At 70.9% G+C, this 15,051-nt stretch carries 17 protein-coding genes, 1 pseudogene and 2 riboswitches; of the genes and pseudogenes, 1 reads left to right on the top strand and 17 read right to left on the bottom strand.

What is annotated here, in order from left to right:
• Positions 1–80: 80 nt before the first annotated feature.
• Positions 81–221, top strand: a pseudogene (locus tag MPE_RS24215) (IS5/IS1182 family transposase); the annotation flags it as partial.
• Between the two features lie 168 nt (positions 222–389).
• On the opposite strand, the gene cobA reads toward MPE_RS24215, so the two are convergent.
• The 17 genes from cobA to MPE_RS21820 form a co-directional block, all read right to left on the bottom strand.
• A complete protein-coding gene (gene cobA / locus MPE_RS24950) occupies positions 390–1,835 on the bottom strand; it encodes a uroporphyrinogen-III C-methyltransferase (RefSeq protein ID WP_011831813.1) in 1,446 nt (481 codons plus the stop codon).
• Positions 1,825–2,172 (bottom strand): (2Fe-2S) ferredoxin domain-containing protein, encoded by a 348-nt coding sequence (locus MPE_RS21890; RefSeq protein WP_011831812.1) that lies wholly within the window; start codon positions 2,170–2,172, stop codon positions 1,825–1,827. Before MPE_RS21890 ends, cobA begins: the two co-directional genes overlap by 11 nt.
• Positions 2,169–2,636, bottom strand: a complete 468-nt coding sequence (locus MPE_RS24800) for an ATP-binding cassette domain-containing protein (protein ID WP_237706435.1) — start codon at positions 2,634–2,636, stop codon at positions 2,169–2,171. The genes MPE_RS21890 and MPE_RS24800 overlap by 4 nt, the downstream gene beginning before the upstream one ends.
• A 21-nt stretch (positions 2,637–2,657) precedes the next feature.
• Positions 2,658–2,915: an ATP-binding cassette domain-containing protein gene (locus MPE_RS24795; RefSeq protein ID WP_049820968.1), complete on the bottom strand. Its 258-nt coding sequence runs from the start codon at positions 2,913–2,915 to the stop codon at positions 2,658–2,660.
• Complete coding sequence (locus MPE_RS24945) at positions 2,912–3,673, bottom strand: TonB-dependent receptor (RefSeq protein WP_148211120.1); 762 nt, start codon at positions 3,671–3,673, stop codon at positions 2,912–2,914. Before MPE_RS24945 ends, MPE_RS24795 begins: the two co-directional genes overlap by 4 nt.
• Positions 3,674–3,872: 199 nt before the next feature.
• A riboswitch (cobalamin riboswitch) is annotated at positions 3,873–4,117 on the bottom strand.
• 69 nt (positions 4,118–4,186) lie between these two features.
• Positions 4,187–5,176, bottom strand: coding sequence for a precorrin-3B C(17)-methyltransferase (gene cobJ, locus MPE_RS21875; RefSeq protein ID WP_011831810.1), 990 nt, complete (start codon positions 5,174–5,176; stop codon positions 4,187–4,189).
• On the bottom strand, positions 5,173–6,012 hold the full coding sequence (locus MPE_RS21870) for a CbtA family protein (RefSeq protein ID WP_011831809.1): 840 nt from the start codon (positions 6,010–6,012) through the stop codon (positions 5,173–5,175). The genes cobJ and MPE_RS21870 overlap by 4 nt, the downstream gene beginning before the upstream one ends.
• A gap of 12 nt (positions 6,013–6,024) precedes the next feature.
• A complete protein-coding gene (locus MPE_RS21865; protein ID WP_041930418.1) occupies positions 6,025–6,213 on the bottom strand; it encodes a CbtB domain-containing protein in 189 nt (62 codons plus the stop codon).
• 55 nt (positions 6,214–6,268) lie between these two features.
• Positions 6,269–6,676, bottom strand: a complete 408-nt coding sequence (locus tag MPE_RS21860) for a cobalamin biosynthesis protein (RefSeq protein ID WP_011831808.1) — start codon at positions 6,674–6,676, stop codon at positions 6,269–6,271.
• Positions 6,673–7,437: a cobalamin biosynthesis central domain-containing protein gene (locus tag MPE_RS21855; RefSeq protein ID WP_011831807.1), complete on the bottom strand. Its 765-nt coding sequence runs from the start codon at positions 7,435–7,437 to the stop codon at positions 6,673–6,675. The genes MPE_RS21860 and MPE_RS21855 overlap by 4 nt, the downstream gene beginning before the upstream one ends.
• The gene (cobI, locus tag MPE_RS21850) at positions 7,434–8,258 is read right to left on the bottom strand and encodes a precorrin-2 C(20)-methyltransferase (RefSeq protein WP_011831806.1); all 825 of its coding nucleotides are present in this window, start codon (positions 8,256–8,258) and stop codon (positions 7,434–7,436) included. The genes MPE_RS21855 and cobI overlap by 4 nt, the downstream gene beginning before the upstream one ends.
• Positions 8,251–9,591: a bifunctional cobalt-precorrin-7 (C(5))-methyltransferase/cobalt-precorrin-6B (C(15))-methyltransferase gene (locus MPE_RS21845; protein WP_011831805.1), complete on the bottom strand. Its 1,341-nt coding sequence runs from the start codon at positions 9,589–9,591 to the stop codon at positions 8,251–8,253. Before MPE_RS21845 ends, cobI begins: the two co-directional genes overlap by 8 nt.
• Positions 9,584–10,690: a cobalt-precorrin-5B (C(1))-methyltransferase gene (locus MPE_RS21840; protein ID WP_041930417.1), complete on the bottom strand. Its 1,107-nt coding sequence runs from the start codon at positions 10,688–10,690 to the stop codon at positions 9,584–9,586. The genes MPE_RS21845 and MPE_RS21840 overlap by 8 nt, the downstream gene beginning before the upstream one ends.
• Complete coding sequence (locus MPE_RS21835; RefSeq protein ID WP_011831803.1) at positions 10,687–11,364, bottom strand: precorrin-8X methylmutase; 678 nt, start codon at positions 11,362–11,364, stop codon at positions 10,687–10,689. The genes MPE_RS21840 and MPE_RS21835 overlap by 4 nt, the downstream gene beginning before the upstream one ends.
• Complete coding sequence (locus MPE_RS21830; RefSeq protein ID WP_011831802.1) at positions 11,339–12,235, bottom strand: sirohydrochlorin chelatase; 897 nt, start codon at positions 12,233–12,235, stop codon at positions 11,339–11,341. Before MPE_RS21830 ends, MPE_RS21835 begins: the two co-directional genes overlap by 26 nt.
• Positions 12,232–13,014 (bottom strand): precorrin-4 C(11)-methyltransferase, encoded by a 783-nt coding sequence (gene cobM, locus MPE_RS21825; RefSeq protein WP_011831801.1) that lies wholly within the window; start codon positions 13,012–13,014, stop codon positions 12,232–12,234. The genes MPE_RS21830 and cobM overlap by 4 nt, the downstream gene beginning before the upstream one ends.
• On the bottom strand, positions 13,011–14,339 hold the full coding sequence (locus MPE_RS21820; protein WP_011831800.1) for a cobyrinic acid a,c-diamide synthase CobB: 1,329 nt from the start codon (positions 14,337–14,339) through the stop codon (positions 13,011–13,013). Before MPE_RS21820 ends, cobM begins: the two co-directional genes overlap by 4 nt.
• Positions 14,340–14,419: 80 nt before the next feature.
• Positions 14,420–14,654, bottom strand: a riboswitch (cobalamin riboswitch).
• Between the last annotated feature and the right edge of the window lie 397 nt (positions 14,655–15,051).

The following is a 15,051-nucleotide window of genomic DNA, read 5'->3' as shown; positions in this document are numbered from 1 at the left end:
CATCGCCGTCCTTGCCATCCTTCCACATGGTCAAAATACCAGACCTCTTGGCGTCCATTTTCGGGGGCCAGTTCACTTATGCCAACGCGCAATTGCGGCGCCGAGGACTGTCCAGGTTCAACGTCTGTGGCTTGACAAAGGCGCGAGCCGTGCTGCTGTGGCATGCCCTGGCGCGCAACCTGATGCGCATGCGCAGCCTGAACATCGCCTTCGCGGCCTGAACCCGGCGCGGCCCCAGGGCCTCGCCACGCACTCCTGCCGCCCCACAGTGCCGCCACGACCTCCGAAGTCGCCCCACTCGCCAGCGGCGACCTCGCCCGGCGCGTCTGACCGTAGCCATCCACGCCGGCCAACATCGGACCCATCAGGAACTGTGGCCAGCAATTCGTTCACGGCTTGTCAGCCGATCGACCCCAGGTGTCTTCGAACACCATGTCACCGAGCGGCTGGCCCTGACGCCAGTGCTCAGCCTGCAGCATCGGCTCGTCGTAGAAGGCATCGACCGGGCCAAGGCACAGCAGGCCCAGCGGCAAGGCGCCCTCAGGCAGCCCCAGCAGCGCGGCGACGGCCGCCGGCTCGAACATCGACACCCAGCCCAGGCCCAGGTTTTCCGCACGTGCGGCCAGCCACAGGTTCTGCGCCGCCGCCCCCACCGAACACAGCGCCATCTCGCGCGGCAGCGTACGGCGGCCGAAGACCGTTCCGTCGTCGGGCGCGAGCACCAGGGCCAGCAGCTCGGCGCACTCGCGCAGGCCCTCGACCTTGAGCCGCAGGAACTCTTCGGCACGCTCGCCCAGCGCCTGCGCCGTGCGCTCCCGCTCGGCGGCCACCTGCGCGGCCAGGGACTCGCGCAGCGCCGGGTTGGCGACGCGGATGAAGCGCCAGGGCTGCATCAGCCCCACCGACGGCGCCTGATGCGCCGCGCACAGTAGGCGCTCGAGCACGGCCGGGGCCAGCGCCGTCCCGCCCGCGAAGTGCCGCATGTCGCGCCGCGCGGCGATGACGCGGTAGACGGCATCGCGCTCGTTGGCATCGAAGTGCATGGTGCGCCGAAGCTCCGGCTGCGGCGCCACCGTGGGCCGATAGTCCGGGCTCAGGCTCACCGTCTCGCCGATGATCAGGAGCCCGGGCTGCGGGCCGTACGCGGGCGCGGCCTGCGCCAGCGCTGCTAGGCCAGTGGCGAGCACGCTTTGAGTCGCGCGCGTACCGTCGCGCACGATCGCGGCCGGCGTCTCGGGCGCCAGCCCGTGGGCAATGAGCCGCTGCGCGATCTGGGGCAGGCGCTGCACGCCCATGTAGAACACACGCGTCTGCCCGGGCCGCGCCAGTGCAGCCCAGTCCAGCGTGCGGCCGTGCGCACCCTCACCCTCGGCCAGATGCCCGGGCAGGAAGACGCAGCTGCTGACCAGGTCGCGGTGCGTCAGCGGGATGCCGGCGGCCGCCGCACAGCCGCCGGCGGCGGTCACACCGGGCACGACCTCGCAGGCGATGCCGGCGGCCTGCAACGCCAGTGCCTCCTCGCCGCCGCGGCCGAACACGAAGGGATCGCCACCCTTGAGCCGCACCACGCGCCGGCCCGCCCGGGCATGCTCGACCAACAGCGCATGGATGCCCGCCTGCGGCACGGCGTGGTCGCCCGAAGCCTTGCCCACGTACACCCGCAGCGCTTGCGGCGGCGCGAGCGCCAGCACCTCCGGCGCGATCAGCCGGTCATGCACCATCACCTCGGCCTGCTGCAGGCGCCGCAGGGCACGCAGCGTCAGCAGGTCCGCCGCACCCGGCCCGGCGCCGACGATGCACACCGTGCCGGCAGCGAAGCTCGGCTCATTCGACATGGCCGGGCCCGCGGTGGAACACCAGTTCGTCGACGGGCTGCCCGCCGACCAGGTGCTGCTCGATGATGCGGTCCATGTTCTGCGGCGTCACGTCGTAGTACCAGACCCCGTCGGGCTGCACGCACATCACCGGCCCGCCGTTGCAGGCGGCGAAGCAGCTGACGCGGCTGCGCTTGACGCGCAGTTCACCTTGGTGAAGGCCCACCGCCTTGAACTTGTCGCCCAGGCTGTCGAACAACACCTGCGACTGGCCGTCCTTCGTGCAGCGCGGCCCGGTGCAGATCAGGATGTGGCGGCGGTAGGCGCCGATCTTGGGTTTTTCAACAGGAAGGCTCATGGCGTGGTTTCCAGATGGGAGTCGGCCGGCAGCGGCTGCCAGGCCAGCAGGCAGGTTTCGCCCGCGTGGTCGATGCGCAGGGCGCTGACGCCGAAGGCGCGGGCGATCAAGGCTTCATCGAGCACCTGTGCAGGCGGGCCGTCGGCCAGCAGGCGGCCCTGGTGCAGCACGGCGATGCGGGTGCAAGAGCGCGCGGCGAGCGCCAGGTCGTGCAGCACCAGCGCCACGGCTCGGCCGCCATGGGACTGCTGGCGCAGCAAAGCCAGCACGCGCAGCTGATGGGCCGCGTCGAGCGCGGCCAGGGATTCGTCGGCCAGGACGACCTGCGGCTCGCCGGCCAGCAGCAGCCGCGCACGTTCGCCGCCGGACAAGGTGTGCGCGGCGGCCTCGGCAAAGCCCTGCGTCGCGGTGGCCGCCATCGCGCGCGATGGCGTCGCGCCCGCTGGGCCGCAGCGCATCGCCATGCGGCAGCCGGCCCAGCGCCATCACCTCGCGCCCCGGCAATGGCCAGTGCACGGCCTGGCCTTGCGGCAGGTAGGCAAGCTGCCACGCCCGGGCAGCAGCACCCGCCCCTGTGCGGCGCGCGTCAATCCGGCCATCGTGCGCAGCAGCGTGGTCTTGCCGGCGCCGTTGCTGCCGACGACGCCCAGCAGTTCGCCCGCACGCGGAGACAGGCTCGCATCGTGCAGCAATGTCTTGCCGCCGATGCGAACAGTCAGCCCCTGTGGGCGCAGAAGGCTCACGACAGGCTCCTCGCGTGCGCAGGGTTCAGGCCGTAGGCGATGTCGCCGGGCGTGGCGATGTCGCGGCCCCGGTAGAGGTCGGTCTTGGCGCGCAGGCGCCAATCCAGCGCCGGGGCCAGGCCGAGGCGCAGCGCATGGTTCTGCTGGCGGTACGCCGTGTTGGGCCGCTCGACGCCCTGGCCGGCGCTGAAGTCGCCCCGGTCGAACCAGGAACCGGCGTAGTCGAAATCCAGCGCGTCGCTCAGGCTGCCGCCGATGCGGCCGCGGAGTTCCTTCAGATCGAACTCGCCGAGCGAGATCTGCCCCGTGCCGGCCACGCCGCCGTGACTCTCGCGCGTGATCAGGTTCACCACGCCGCCCATGGCCTGCGCACCATACAGCGCAGAAGCCGGGCCCTTGAGCACCTCGATGCGTTCGATCTGGTCCAGGTTCACCAGGCTCGGGTTGGTAGACATCGCGGGCCGGCCATCGATCAGCGGCAGCCAGCGCTTGTTGATGCCCGAGAACTCGAGCCGGACCCCGCGAATGCCGACGCCCGACAGGTTGCCCGGGTACTGGATCACGTCGACGCTCGCGTTCTTCTTCAGCAGGTCGGCGAGCTCACGCGTCGGCGTGCGCTCGATGTCCTCGACGCGCTGCGGCGTGTCTTCCAGTCGCGCCGCCGTGCGCCGGCCCGTGACGACGATCGCGTCGAGCGCAGCCGGTTCTTCGGCGCACGCGGTGGCGCTCGCCAGCAGGGCGGTCAGGAAACTGGCCATGGACAGCGGCGTCAAATGGGGCGCGCGTCGGGCGCCTGGTTCGGTGGTTCTCACGTGGCATCAACTCCAGGAACGACCCGCTGCACGGGATGGCGCGATACCCACGCGAGTGAGCGCGGCGCGTTCGCCGCCATCCGCTCCCCGCGGCTGGTCGCATTGCGATGACCGCCACGATTCGCGTCGCGGCGGCGCGTCGCCACAGGCCGGTATCCGGGCTCGCGAGTCTTGGTGCATCGCCTTCCCAAGCGGTCCGCGCGCGTCGTCTCGGCGACGACGCCACGCAACCGTTCAGTGGCTGGCGCTCGATGGTTCGAGCGCCGTGGACGCACCCGCACTCGCCTACCGTTGCGGGGGCAGCCGGGGATTACGGCCGGCCTGGCATCCAAGCCAGGCCGGCCTACCCCGTTCCCGTTTGACCCGGACCATCGCTGGGCAAGGCACCTGGGGCGTGGGGGCGCGGCCGCCTTGCGGAGGTCGCGCCCGGGTTCGGTGTCTGGTGGTGTGGGCGCCCCTTCAGGTTTCGGTGTCTTCGGCCGCGGCTTCGGGCTGTGCCTCGATCGGCTCGGCCAGGGTCGCGGCGATGTAGTCGGCCGGCAGGCGGTGTCGCGCGGCGAGCTGCTCGATGCTCTCGCCGCCGGCGTGGTCGTCCAGCAGGTTCTCGAGCCAGCCGTTCAGCCCGGTCGACAGCGAACGCCCCGGCCTCTCGCCCTCGCGCGTCTCGCCGCCTTGCTCAATGTCGTACTTGTTGGCGTAGCCGCGCGGCGTGACCATCAGGCCGTCGCGCACGAAGGTGTGGCTGTTGCCGATCAGCACCGTGCTGAGCATGCCGATGTCGGCCTCGCACATCGTTTCCAGCGTGCGGAACTCGATGTGCTGCCGCCGCCGGTAGGCGCTCTTGACGATCGCCACCGGCGTGTCGGCCCGGCGGTGGCGCAGGAACAGGCGCTGTGCCTCGACGATCTGGCGCGTGCGCCGGCCGCTCTTGGGGTTGTAGAGCGCGACGACGAAGTCGGCCATCGCCACCGCGTCCAGCCGCCGCGCGATCACCGGCCAGGGCGTCAACAGGTCGCTCAGCGAGATGGCGCAGAAATCGTGCGTCAGCGGCGCGCCCACCAGCGCGGCACAGGCGTTGAGCGCGGAGGCGCCAGGCACGATCTCCACTTGCACCGCGTCCTCGGGCGTCCAGCCCGCCTGGAACAGCACCTCGTAGGTGGGGCCGGCCATGCCGTAGACGCCCGCGTCGCCCGAGGAGATGAGCGCCACCTTCTTGCCGGCGCGCGCGGCTTCGAGCGCGCTCACCGCGCGGTCCAACTCCTCGGTCATGCCCTTGCGCACGACCTCCTTGCCCTCGATCAGGTCGGCCACCAGCTTGATGTAGGTGACGTAGCCCACCACCACGTCGGCCTCGGCGATGGCTTCGCGGGCCCGCTGGGTCATGTGGCCCACGCTGCCGGGGCCGATGCCCACCAGCATGATCTTGCCGGCAGCCTGCGTCGTTCTCATCGAGAAGCTCCGATCGCCGGCGCAGCGCTGGCTGCGTTGGTCCGCATCTCGGCCAGCACCGGCTGCAGCCAGCGAGCGAAGAGCGCGCCGCCGATCACGCCCAGCGAAGCCCAGAAGGACAGCGACACCCAGGTCGTGGCCCAGACGAAGTCGCGCCCGAGTTGCGCCAGCCGAGCATGGGCCTCGCCGCTGAACCCGGCCAAGGGGTCCGCGACCTGCGGCGCGCGGACGACGAACGGCAAGGCCAGCAGCACCGCAGCTGCGATCCAACGCCAGCGCGCGGTGCTGAAGGCGAGCATCCCGCAGGCTCCTGCGGCGCCGGCGGCGGCCAGCAGCCACCAGGCCTGGCGCGCGCGCAGGTCGGCTGCGTCCATGCCGGGCACTTCGGCCGGCAGCCCAAGCGAAGGCCACAGGTGCAGGCTGAGCCAGCCCGCGGCGGCCACCGCCAACGCCAAGCGCGCCATGCCGCCGCTCCCACCGCGGCGCCAGACCCAGGCGCCCATCACGGCGAACAACAGCATGGCCATGCTGAAGCTGTGCAGCACGTTGGCCACCCAGGTCCAGAAGCCGCGTTCCGCGCCGTCCGCAGGCGACCATGCGGCTTCATCGTGGTGGTGCTCAGCGGCGGCATGCTCGTGCCCGCCCGCTGCGGCCCCTTCGTGAACGGGCTCGTGCGTGTGTTCGTGTGCGGGTGCCGGCGCTGCCGCCTTCTGGTCCTCGAAGCGCTCCGCCGCAAGGATGATGGGCAGCGCCTGCCAGCGCTGCATGGCGAATTGCAGGCTGCCCACCAGCAGCGCGGCGGCCAGCGCGCACCAGACCAAGCGTCGGAACAGCATGGCTGCGCCCTTTCAGTGGCAAGGTTTGACGGTGACGTGGCGCACGTCGTGCGCGGCGTTGTGCGCCAGCGGGCTCTCGGCAAAGGCCACGCCGTAGAGCACCGCCAGGCCCAGCGCCGCCGCGGCGGCGAGCTGGCGCGGCACCAGGCGCGAGGCGGTGGCCGGGATGCCCTGTGCGGGGGAGAAGTTCTGTGCGGTCATGGTTGGGTCCTTTCGTTGAGGTTGCAGGGGAGATTGCGGAGAAGTGGGCCGGCCTTCAGGAGAGCTCGGCGCAGCAGGCGATGGACACCGTCGCGCTGCGCCCGTCGGTGCCACGAAACTTGTGCTTCTCGACGAGCAGCGCGGGTGCGCCATCGTCGGCCTCGGCCGCCAGCAGCGCGGCGGCCTCGCTGACCGAAGGCGTGCCGGTGTAGCGGCGCACGACCTCCGAGGGGTTGGGCACGGGCACGGCGGCCAATTCGTCCGGGCGGTAGAACACGATGTCCCAGCCTCGCTGCGCGGCCAGCACCAGCAGCCCAGGTTCATCAGCCTTCAGCGTGATGCTGGCAACACTGGCCACGTCAGCCAGATCCACCCGCGCGAGGGTGAGCGCCTCGACCACCGCTTGCGCGATCGTCTCCGCAGGCGTGCCACGGTCGCAGCCGATGCCCAGCGCGATCTTCATGCATCCGCCTCGCGGGGCGGGCGGTACACCACCAGACGCTCGTGCAGGCGCTGCCACAGCGCCTCAGGCACCTCGGCATGGGTGATCCACAGCACGGCCTTGAAACGCGCCGGGTCGACCGCATCGAAGCGGTCGAAGCGCTGGATGTGGGGCGGCAGCGGCGTCGGCCGTGTCCACCAATGCGGGCTGCCGGCCTCCTGCACCACGGCCACCGGTTCTTCGTTGACCACGGCGGCCGAGACGCGGGTGATGTTGATCTTGGGCGCCTCGACCCGCCAGCCCAGCTCGCGGCCGAGGATGTCCACCGGAATGGTCTTGCCCACGTCCGATGCGGTGGTCAGCACCGGCGTGGCGCGCAGCAGAGCCGCCACCTGCTCCGCCATCGCATTGGCGCCGCCGACGTGGCCCGACAGCACCGGGATCACGAACTGGCCGGCGTCGTCGACCACCAGCACACCCGGGTCTTCGTCCTTGCTCTTCAGGTGCGGCGCGATCAGGCGCACCACCGCGCCGAGCGACACGAAGAACACGATCTGGTCGTAGCGCTCGAACAAGCCGGCGATCTCGTCCTTGAAAGCGCCGGCGTAGGCCGCGACCGGGTTGGGCAGTCCCTGCATGGCGTCGGCGAACTTGGCCGACACGCACACAGCGGCCTGCGGCATTTGCCGCGCCATCGCCGCCACCTGCGCAGCGCCGTGCTTGGTGATGGCCACCAACACCACGCGAACAGGGGCCGGGTTAGGTTGATCCGTGGCACTCATAGCTCGATCTCGATTTCCATCGGCCCGGCAGGAGCCGACATCGGTGACGTCTTTTTCAGGCAGCCCTTGATGCGTTCGCCGCGCACACGGTACGGGTTGGGCACCAGCATCAGCGACAAGTAGCTGACCTTGCTGCCGCGCAGGGCCAGCATCTCGGCGCCGCGCAAGACACGCTCGTCGGGCGCGCCGCAGCGCTCGATGAAGGACGCGCCATCGAGCAGATCTCGCGCTTGCAGCCAGTCGAACAGCTCGTCGACCAGCGGCTTGACCTTCAGCAGCACCAGCGTGTCGAAGTCGGCCAGCAGGCGGTCCAGTGCGGCAACACCATAGGCCGCCGGCACGATGGCCACGGTGTCGTCCTGTTCAGACAGTGGCTGCCCCAAGGTGGCGCAAGCAGCGGTGAAGGCGTTGACGCCGGCCACGGTCTGCACCTCGATGCGCCCGTCCAGCGAGCGCACGGTACGCGCCAGGTGCCCGAAGGTGGCGTAGGTGCTGGCGTCGCCTTCCACCAGGAACAGCACGTCGCGGCCGGCCTGTAGCCGCGGCAGCACGGTCTCGGCTGCGCGCAGCCAAGCCCGGCCGAGCTTCTCGCCGTCGTGCGTCATCGGGAACAGCAGGCAGTGGTGCTCTGTCGGTGGCAGCAGGCCAGCGCGCTGCACGATGTCGAACGCGTAGCTCGGCGTCTTGGTGCTGCGCGCGGGATAGGCCCAGACGGTGTCGCGACGCTCGAGCAGCGCCCAGGCCGTACGCGTGATCAGGCCCGGGTCGCCCGGGCCGAGGCTGACACCGATCAGCCGGCCGATGCGCGGATCGTCACTCATCGGCGCGCTCCATGGCGGTCGAGGCCGCCGGGGCGCCGGCCCCAGCCTGCGCGCAGACGATCCACACCGGATTCTCGGCCGCCATGCGGTGCATGTGCAGGATTGGCTTGCTGCGCGAGGCCTGCAGCAGCACGACATCCCAGGCCGCGCCCAGCTCGCGCAGCGTGGCGGTCGCGGTGTCCAGGTTCTCCAGCGTCACGAAGTTCATCACCAGGTGCCCCCCGGGCTTCAGGCGCCGCAGGGCCAGCGCGATCAGCTCGGCCAGCTCGCCGCCCGAGCCGCCGATGAACACGGCGTCGGGGTCCAGCCAGCCGTCCAGGTGCGCGGGCGCCTTGCCATGCACCAGGGTGTGGTTGCCCACGGCCATCGTCGCGCGGTTGCGCGCCGCGATGGCCACGTCGCCCTCGTTCTTCTCGATCGCGTAGACGTGGCCAGCCTGGCAAAGGCGCGCTGCCTCCAGGCCCACCGCGCCCGAACCGGCACCGATGTCCCAGACGATGCTATCTTCGCGCAGCTGCAGCCGCGCCAGCGACACGGCGCGCACCTCGTGCTTGGTGATCAGGCCCTTGTCGGGGTGGCGCTGTTCATAGCGGTCATCCGGCAGGCCGAAGCGGACCGGCTGCGGGCGCGCCGCGCTGCGCCACAGCAGCAGCACGTTGGGATCGGCAAAGCGTTGTTGGGCCGCCTCGGCCACGCCGAGATTGGTGACGACGCGCTCGTCGGGCTGCAACAGCCGTTCCGCCACGGCGAGCTGAAACTCGTCGGCCAAGCCCTCGGCCAGCAGCAGCCGCGCGACGCGGTCGGGCGTGTTGTCGGGGCTGGTCAACACGGCCAGCCGATCATGGTGGCGCAAGACCCGGGCCAGCGGATACAGGCCGTGGCGCGGATCGGCGCCGACGCTCCACTCGCCGGCATCCTTGGCATGGATGCTGACGATCTTCAGCTCCTGCCACACCAGGCGGACGCGCGCACAGGCGATCTGGATCGTCGACAGGTTCGGCAGCACCTCGATGGCCTCCAGGCACAACTGCATCGCCAGCGTGCCAGCAATGCCGTGGCACAGCGGGTCGCCGGTGGCCAGCACCACGCAGCGCCGGCCGGCCGCCTGTGCGGCGCGCACGGTCTCGGCCACGGCGGCGATGCCGGCGATGGGGTGGCGCTCGGCCTCCGGGGCGATGCGCGCCTCCAGCAGATCCAGCGTGCGGCGCGCGCCGATCACGACATCGGCCTGGGCCAGTGCACGCAGCGCGGCGGCACCCAGGCTGGCGGCGCCATCGTCCAGCACGCCGACGACGTGGCAGCGCGGAGGCCGCAGGTCAATGGATTCAGTCATCGGATGAAGCCTCGGCGATCTTGCGACCATCGAAATCGCACACCAGCACGTCGAGGCGGAAGCGCCCCGGGTAGCGGCCGGTCACGGTGCTCACCACCTTGCGCGCCAGTGCACCGTGGAAGGCATCGACCAGGCCGAGCACCTGCATGCGCTCGGCCGCGAAGCGCGCCGTCTCGGCCGCCGCGATGGCCGCACATTCGTCGGGCGGCGCGCCGATGCCGGCGGCGAGCTCGGCCAGCAGCGCGGTGTCCACCTCGGCCCGGTTGGCGTGGGTGATGGTCTCGCCCTGCGCGATCTTGGTCAGCTTGCCCACCATGCCGCCGATCACCACGCGCTGCAGCTTCATCTTCCCCGCGGTGTCGAGCGCGTAGCGCAGGAAATCGCCCATCTGCACGAAGCAGGCCTCGGGCAGCCCCGGCAGCTCGGCGACAGCGAACTTCTCGGTGCGCCCGCCGGTCGTCAGCACCACGGTGCCGGCACCGGTGCTGGCCGCCACTTCCACGCCCTGCACCACGCTGGCCCGGTAGGCCGCGGTGCTGTAGGGCTTGACGATGCCGGTGGTGCCCAGGATGGAGATGCCGCCCAGGATGCCCAGCCGGGCATTGAGCGTCTTCTTCGCCATCTCCACGCCCTGCGGCACTGAGATCGTCACCTCCAGGCCATCGTGCGTCAGCAGCGTGGCGCCGGCCTCGCGCACGTTGTCCTCGATGCTGCGGCGGGGCACGGGGTTGATCGCCGGGCCGCCCACGTCCAGGCCCAGCCCGGCCATGGTGACGGTGCCGACACCGAAGCCGCCGAGCAGCACGAAAGCATCGGCCTGGCCGGGCAGGCGCCGCACGTCGGCGGTGAGGTGGGCCTTGTCGGTGCAGTCGGGGTCGTCGCCGGCGTCCTTGATGACCATCGCGTGAGCGGCCTCGGCATCGCAGCGGCCGTCCTGCACGTCAAAGCGCGCGCGCTGGCCGTTGGGCAGCAGCGCCTCCACCGTGGCCGGCACCTGGCCGTCCACCAGACCCAGCACCGCCGCACGCGCCGCCGCGGCCGAGCACGCACCGGTGGTGAAGCCGGTCCGGGTGCCACGCTTGACGGTCTTCTCCATCATGAGCACGGGCCCTCCGCCGTCTCCGCCAGGCCCAGCAGCGCGTGGATCGCGGCCACCACCAGGGTCGAGCCGCCCTTGCGGCCGTCGATGACGAGCCACGGCACCTCGGTCTCCTCGCTCATCAGCGCCTTGGCCTCCGCCGCCGAGACGAAGCCCACCGGCATGCCCACGACCAGAGCTGGCCGCGCCCCGTGCTCGCGGATCAGGCGCACCACCTCGATCAGCGCGGTCGGGGCATTGCCGATGCCGACGATGGCGCCGTCCACGAGACCCAGCCGGTGGGCCTTGCGCATGGCCTGCACGGCGCGGGTCGTGTCCTCGGCACGGGCCGCCGCGATCACGTCCGCATCGGCGATGAACTGATGCGTCGTCATGCCGAAGTGGCCCAGGCGCGGCGCCGACAGACCCACGCAGATCATCTCCACGTCAGCGACGACGCGGCTGGCGCGCGAGCGCACGGCCGCCAGCCCGGCGCGCACCGCCTCGGGATGGAAGCGGGTCAGGCCGTTGAAGTCGAAGTCGGCGTTGGCATGGATCATCCGCCGCACGATGGGCCACTGCTCGGGGCCATAGGCATGCGGGCCGGCCTCGCGGTCGATGACCGCGAAGCTGTCGTGCTCGATCGCCTGGCCGGCGCGCGTGAGCTGCTCAGTGACCGTGTTGGGCGTGGCCATGCTGATCGTGGTGTTCGTGGTGCTCATGGGCGCGAGCGTGGTCGTGCCCATGGCCCGGCCCGTGATGGTGCCCCTGCCACTGCGCGGCCTCGTCGCTGACCGGCACTGCGTGCTCCGTTCCGCGCAGCAGGCCGCCGACGCGTTCGGCCAGCAGCTGGGCGATCTCGGGCTCGAAGCCGAAGTACGAGCCCAGCGCGAATCGCAGCTGCGGATACTGGCTGCGCAGGTGTTCCACTTGGCGGCCGATGCGCTGGATCAGCGTGCCGGTGAACAGGTAGTAGGGCAGCACGACGATCTGGCGCATGCCCAACTGCGCCTGGCGCTGCACCACGCGCTCCAGCCGCGGCCAGGCGATGCCGGTGAAGGCGAGGTCCACCAGCTCGTGCTCGCCTTCTTCGAACAGCCAGCGCGCCATGCGCGCCATCTCGCCGTTGGCTTCTCGGCTGGACGAACCGCGTCCCAGCAGCACGATGCCAGTGCCCGCCGGGTCGGGCATGTCCAGCGCCTGCATGCACTGGCGCAACTGCCGCTTCAGGATGGCCAGCACCGGCTCGCAGACACCCAGGTGCGGTGCGTAGTCGAAGCGCACGCCGGGGTGGCGCTGGCGCGCCCGCGCGATGTGCGACGGAATCTCGATGTTGACGTGGCCCGCTGCATTGAGGATCAACGGCACGACGATCACACGCCTCGAGTCCTTCGCGGCCAGCTCCAGCCCCTGCTCGACCTCGACGTCAGCGAACTCGATGAAGCACAGCTCGGTGCGCCACTGCGGATGGCACTCGCGCCACTGCGCCGCGAAACGCTCGATCTCGTCGTTGCCGCTCTTCTCGCGCGAGCCGTGGCCCACGAGCAGGATGGTGTCGGCGGTCATACGCTGGCCCTTCTGAAGCGGTGGGTGAATGCCGCGTCGTAGAGCTTGGACTTGGCGAGTTCGGGCCAGCCGCGCGCGCCCAGTGTGGGGCTGGCGATGACCATGGCCTGGCTGACGATGCCGCCCTCGCGGCAAAGCTGTTTGATAGTGGCCAGCGTGCCGCGCACGATGCGCTCTTCGCCCGGCCAGCTGGCCTTGTGCACGACCAGCACCGGCGCGTCGTCGGGCCAGCCGGCTTCGCGCAGGCCGGCCTCGACCTTGTGCAGCAGCGTGATCGACAGGAAGATGCACAGCGTGCAGCGGTGCGCGGCGAGCTCACGCAGCGATTCGCCCTCGGGCATCGGCGTGCGGCCTGCGACGCGGGTGAAGATGGTCGTCTGCGTGACCTCGGGCAGCGTGAAGCTCACCACCGCCGCGGCGGCTGAGGCCATTGCCGACGACACCCCCGGCACCACGGCGACGGGCACGCCGACCGCGTCCAGTGGCTGCACCACCTCGATCAAGGTGCCGTAGAGCGCGGGGTCGCCGGTCTGCAGGCGCACCACTGTCTGGTGTGCTGCCGCTCGGGCGATCAGCCAGGCCGCGATCTGCTCCAACGTCATGCCCTTGCTGTCGGCGATCTCGCAGCCGGCGGGCGCCCAGCGCGTGGCCGCCTCGTTGACCAGCGAGCCGGCGAACAGGATGGCCCCGGCGCGTGCAATCAGGTCGCGGCCCTTGACCGTGATGAGATCCGGGTCCCCTGGGCCGGCACCGACGAACCACACCGTACCGGGGCTCATCGGGCGCCTCCATCGGGAGCGAACAGGCGCGCCACCGCGCGCGGGTTCGACGGGAAGTAGGCGTGGAAGTACGAGGCCGTCAGCCGCCCGCTGCGGTACACCGCTTCTCCGCGCCGCCCCGCGCGGGCCGGTGTGGTGGAGCACAAGGGCGCGAGCGGAGTCTGCAGGCGCGAGTAGTGGAAGCTGTGACCTCGCAGCGTGCCCTCGGGCACCGTCGCTTCGTGCAAACCGATGTTGGCGAGTCGCGCTTGCATCACCGCTTCGCCCTGCAGCAGGCCGGCCATCACGGCGCGCCGGCCCTGCGCGTCGGTGAGCGCATCCAGCAGGAACAGCAGTCCACCGCATTCGGCCAAGAGCGGCCGGCTAGCGGCATGGTGCTCGCGCAGCGCCTGGTGCAGCAGCCGGTTCGCGCTCAGCGTGTCCAGGTGCAATTCGGGGTAGCCGCCGGGCAGCCAGACCGCGTCGCAGGGGGGCAAGGCCGCGTCATTCAGCGGCGAGAAAAAACACAACTCGGCACCCAAGGCTTCGAGCTGCGCCAGGTTGGCCGGGTAGATGAACGCGAAGGCCGCGTCGCGCGCGACCGCGATGCGCACGCCTTGCAGCGGCGAGTCCAGGCCGCGAAGGTCACTGATCTGCGGCGCTTCGAAACTCACCTCGGGCGGCAACTCGGCCGCATCCGGCCCGAGTGCGGCAGCGGCCCGGTCCAACCGCGCATCCAGGTCAGCGAGCTCTCCGGCCTGCACCAGGCCCAGGTGCCGCTCGGGCAAGGCGATCAGCTCGTCGCGCGCCAGGCTGCCCGACCAGCGCAAGCACGCGGGCAGGCTGTCGCGCAGCAGCGCGGCGTGGGACTCGCCGGCCACGCGGTTGGCCAGCACGCCGGCCAGCGTCAGCCCGTCGCGATAACGGGCGAGGCCCAGCGCCACGGCACCGAAGGTCTGCGCCATTGCACTGCCATCGATCACCGCGAGCACGGGCAGGCCGAAACGCAAGGCCAGGTCGGCGCTGGACGGTTCGCCGTCATGCAAGCCCATCACGCCTTCGACCAGGACCAGGTCCGCCCCTGACGCTGCCTCGTGCAGCAGCGCGCGGCAATGCGCCTCGCCGCCCATCCACAGGTCCAACTGGTGCACGGGCTCGCCGCTCGCACGGGCGAGCACCATCGGGTCGAGGAAGTCGGGCCCGGTCTTGAACACTCGCACGCGGCGCCCGCGCTGCCGGTGCAGACGCGCCAGGGCCGCCGTCACGCTGGTCTTGCCCTGCCCCGAAGCGGGCGCGGCAATCAGCAAGGCGGGGCAGCGCACAGGGCGCACCGCGGAAACAGGCATCGGCAAAGACTCGGACAGACCAGCCGGCCGCCTGCTTCCCCGCAGGCCGCCGTGTACAGGCACGCAGCACCTTCGGCACATGCGCACCCACCCAGTTGGCCGGTCTCCGGGCTGACGGACTTTCCCGTGTGCCCTTCCCACAGGCCAAAACCTGCAGTGGGCGACTCACACGGGTCGAGGCGCAAGCACCTCGTCCGCTTACCGTTGCGGGGGCAGCTCAGGTTGGATCTGTTCCGGCGGAACGCGTCTTCCTGATTCCCGTTTCACTGCGCCGACCGAATGGCCGACGCGAGCACCAACGTAATTTCATCGTAGCACAAGCGGATCACGCGGTGCGAGCAGCAGTCTTGTCCAACGAGGTATGAGCCTGGAGGGGTTCTGGCTGCGGCGGTTGGGCGGCTGAGGGGCAGCCGGCGCAGCGCGTCGATCATCGAAGCGATGGTGATCGACATGAACGAAGCGCAAGTGCGCACCGTGGAGCAGGTGCGGCAGGTGCTGGAGGGGACGCAGACGCTGGAGTTCCGGCGCGCCGAAGACGACACGCGGGGCGCTGCAGCTGGATCGACGCCGTACTGCGGCGCTTTGACTACCGCCAGCTGCTGCGCGAGGACCGCGCGCCGGTGTTGGCCTACTTGCAGCGCCTGAGCGGCTACAACCGTGCGCAGGTCACCCGGCTGGTCTCGCGCTGGGCTGGCGGCAAGCCGCTGGTTAA

The organism is Methylibium petroleiphilum PM1, from assembly GCF_000015725.1.
In the GTDB taxonomy this organism is placed as follows: domain Bacteria; phylum Pseudomonadota; class Gammaproteobacteria; order Burkholderiales; family Burkholderiaceae_C; genus Methylibium; species Methylibium petroleiphilum.
Note: the sequence above shows the minus strand (reverse complement) of the source record. Positions and strands in the feature narration are given on the sequence as shown.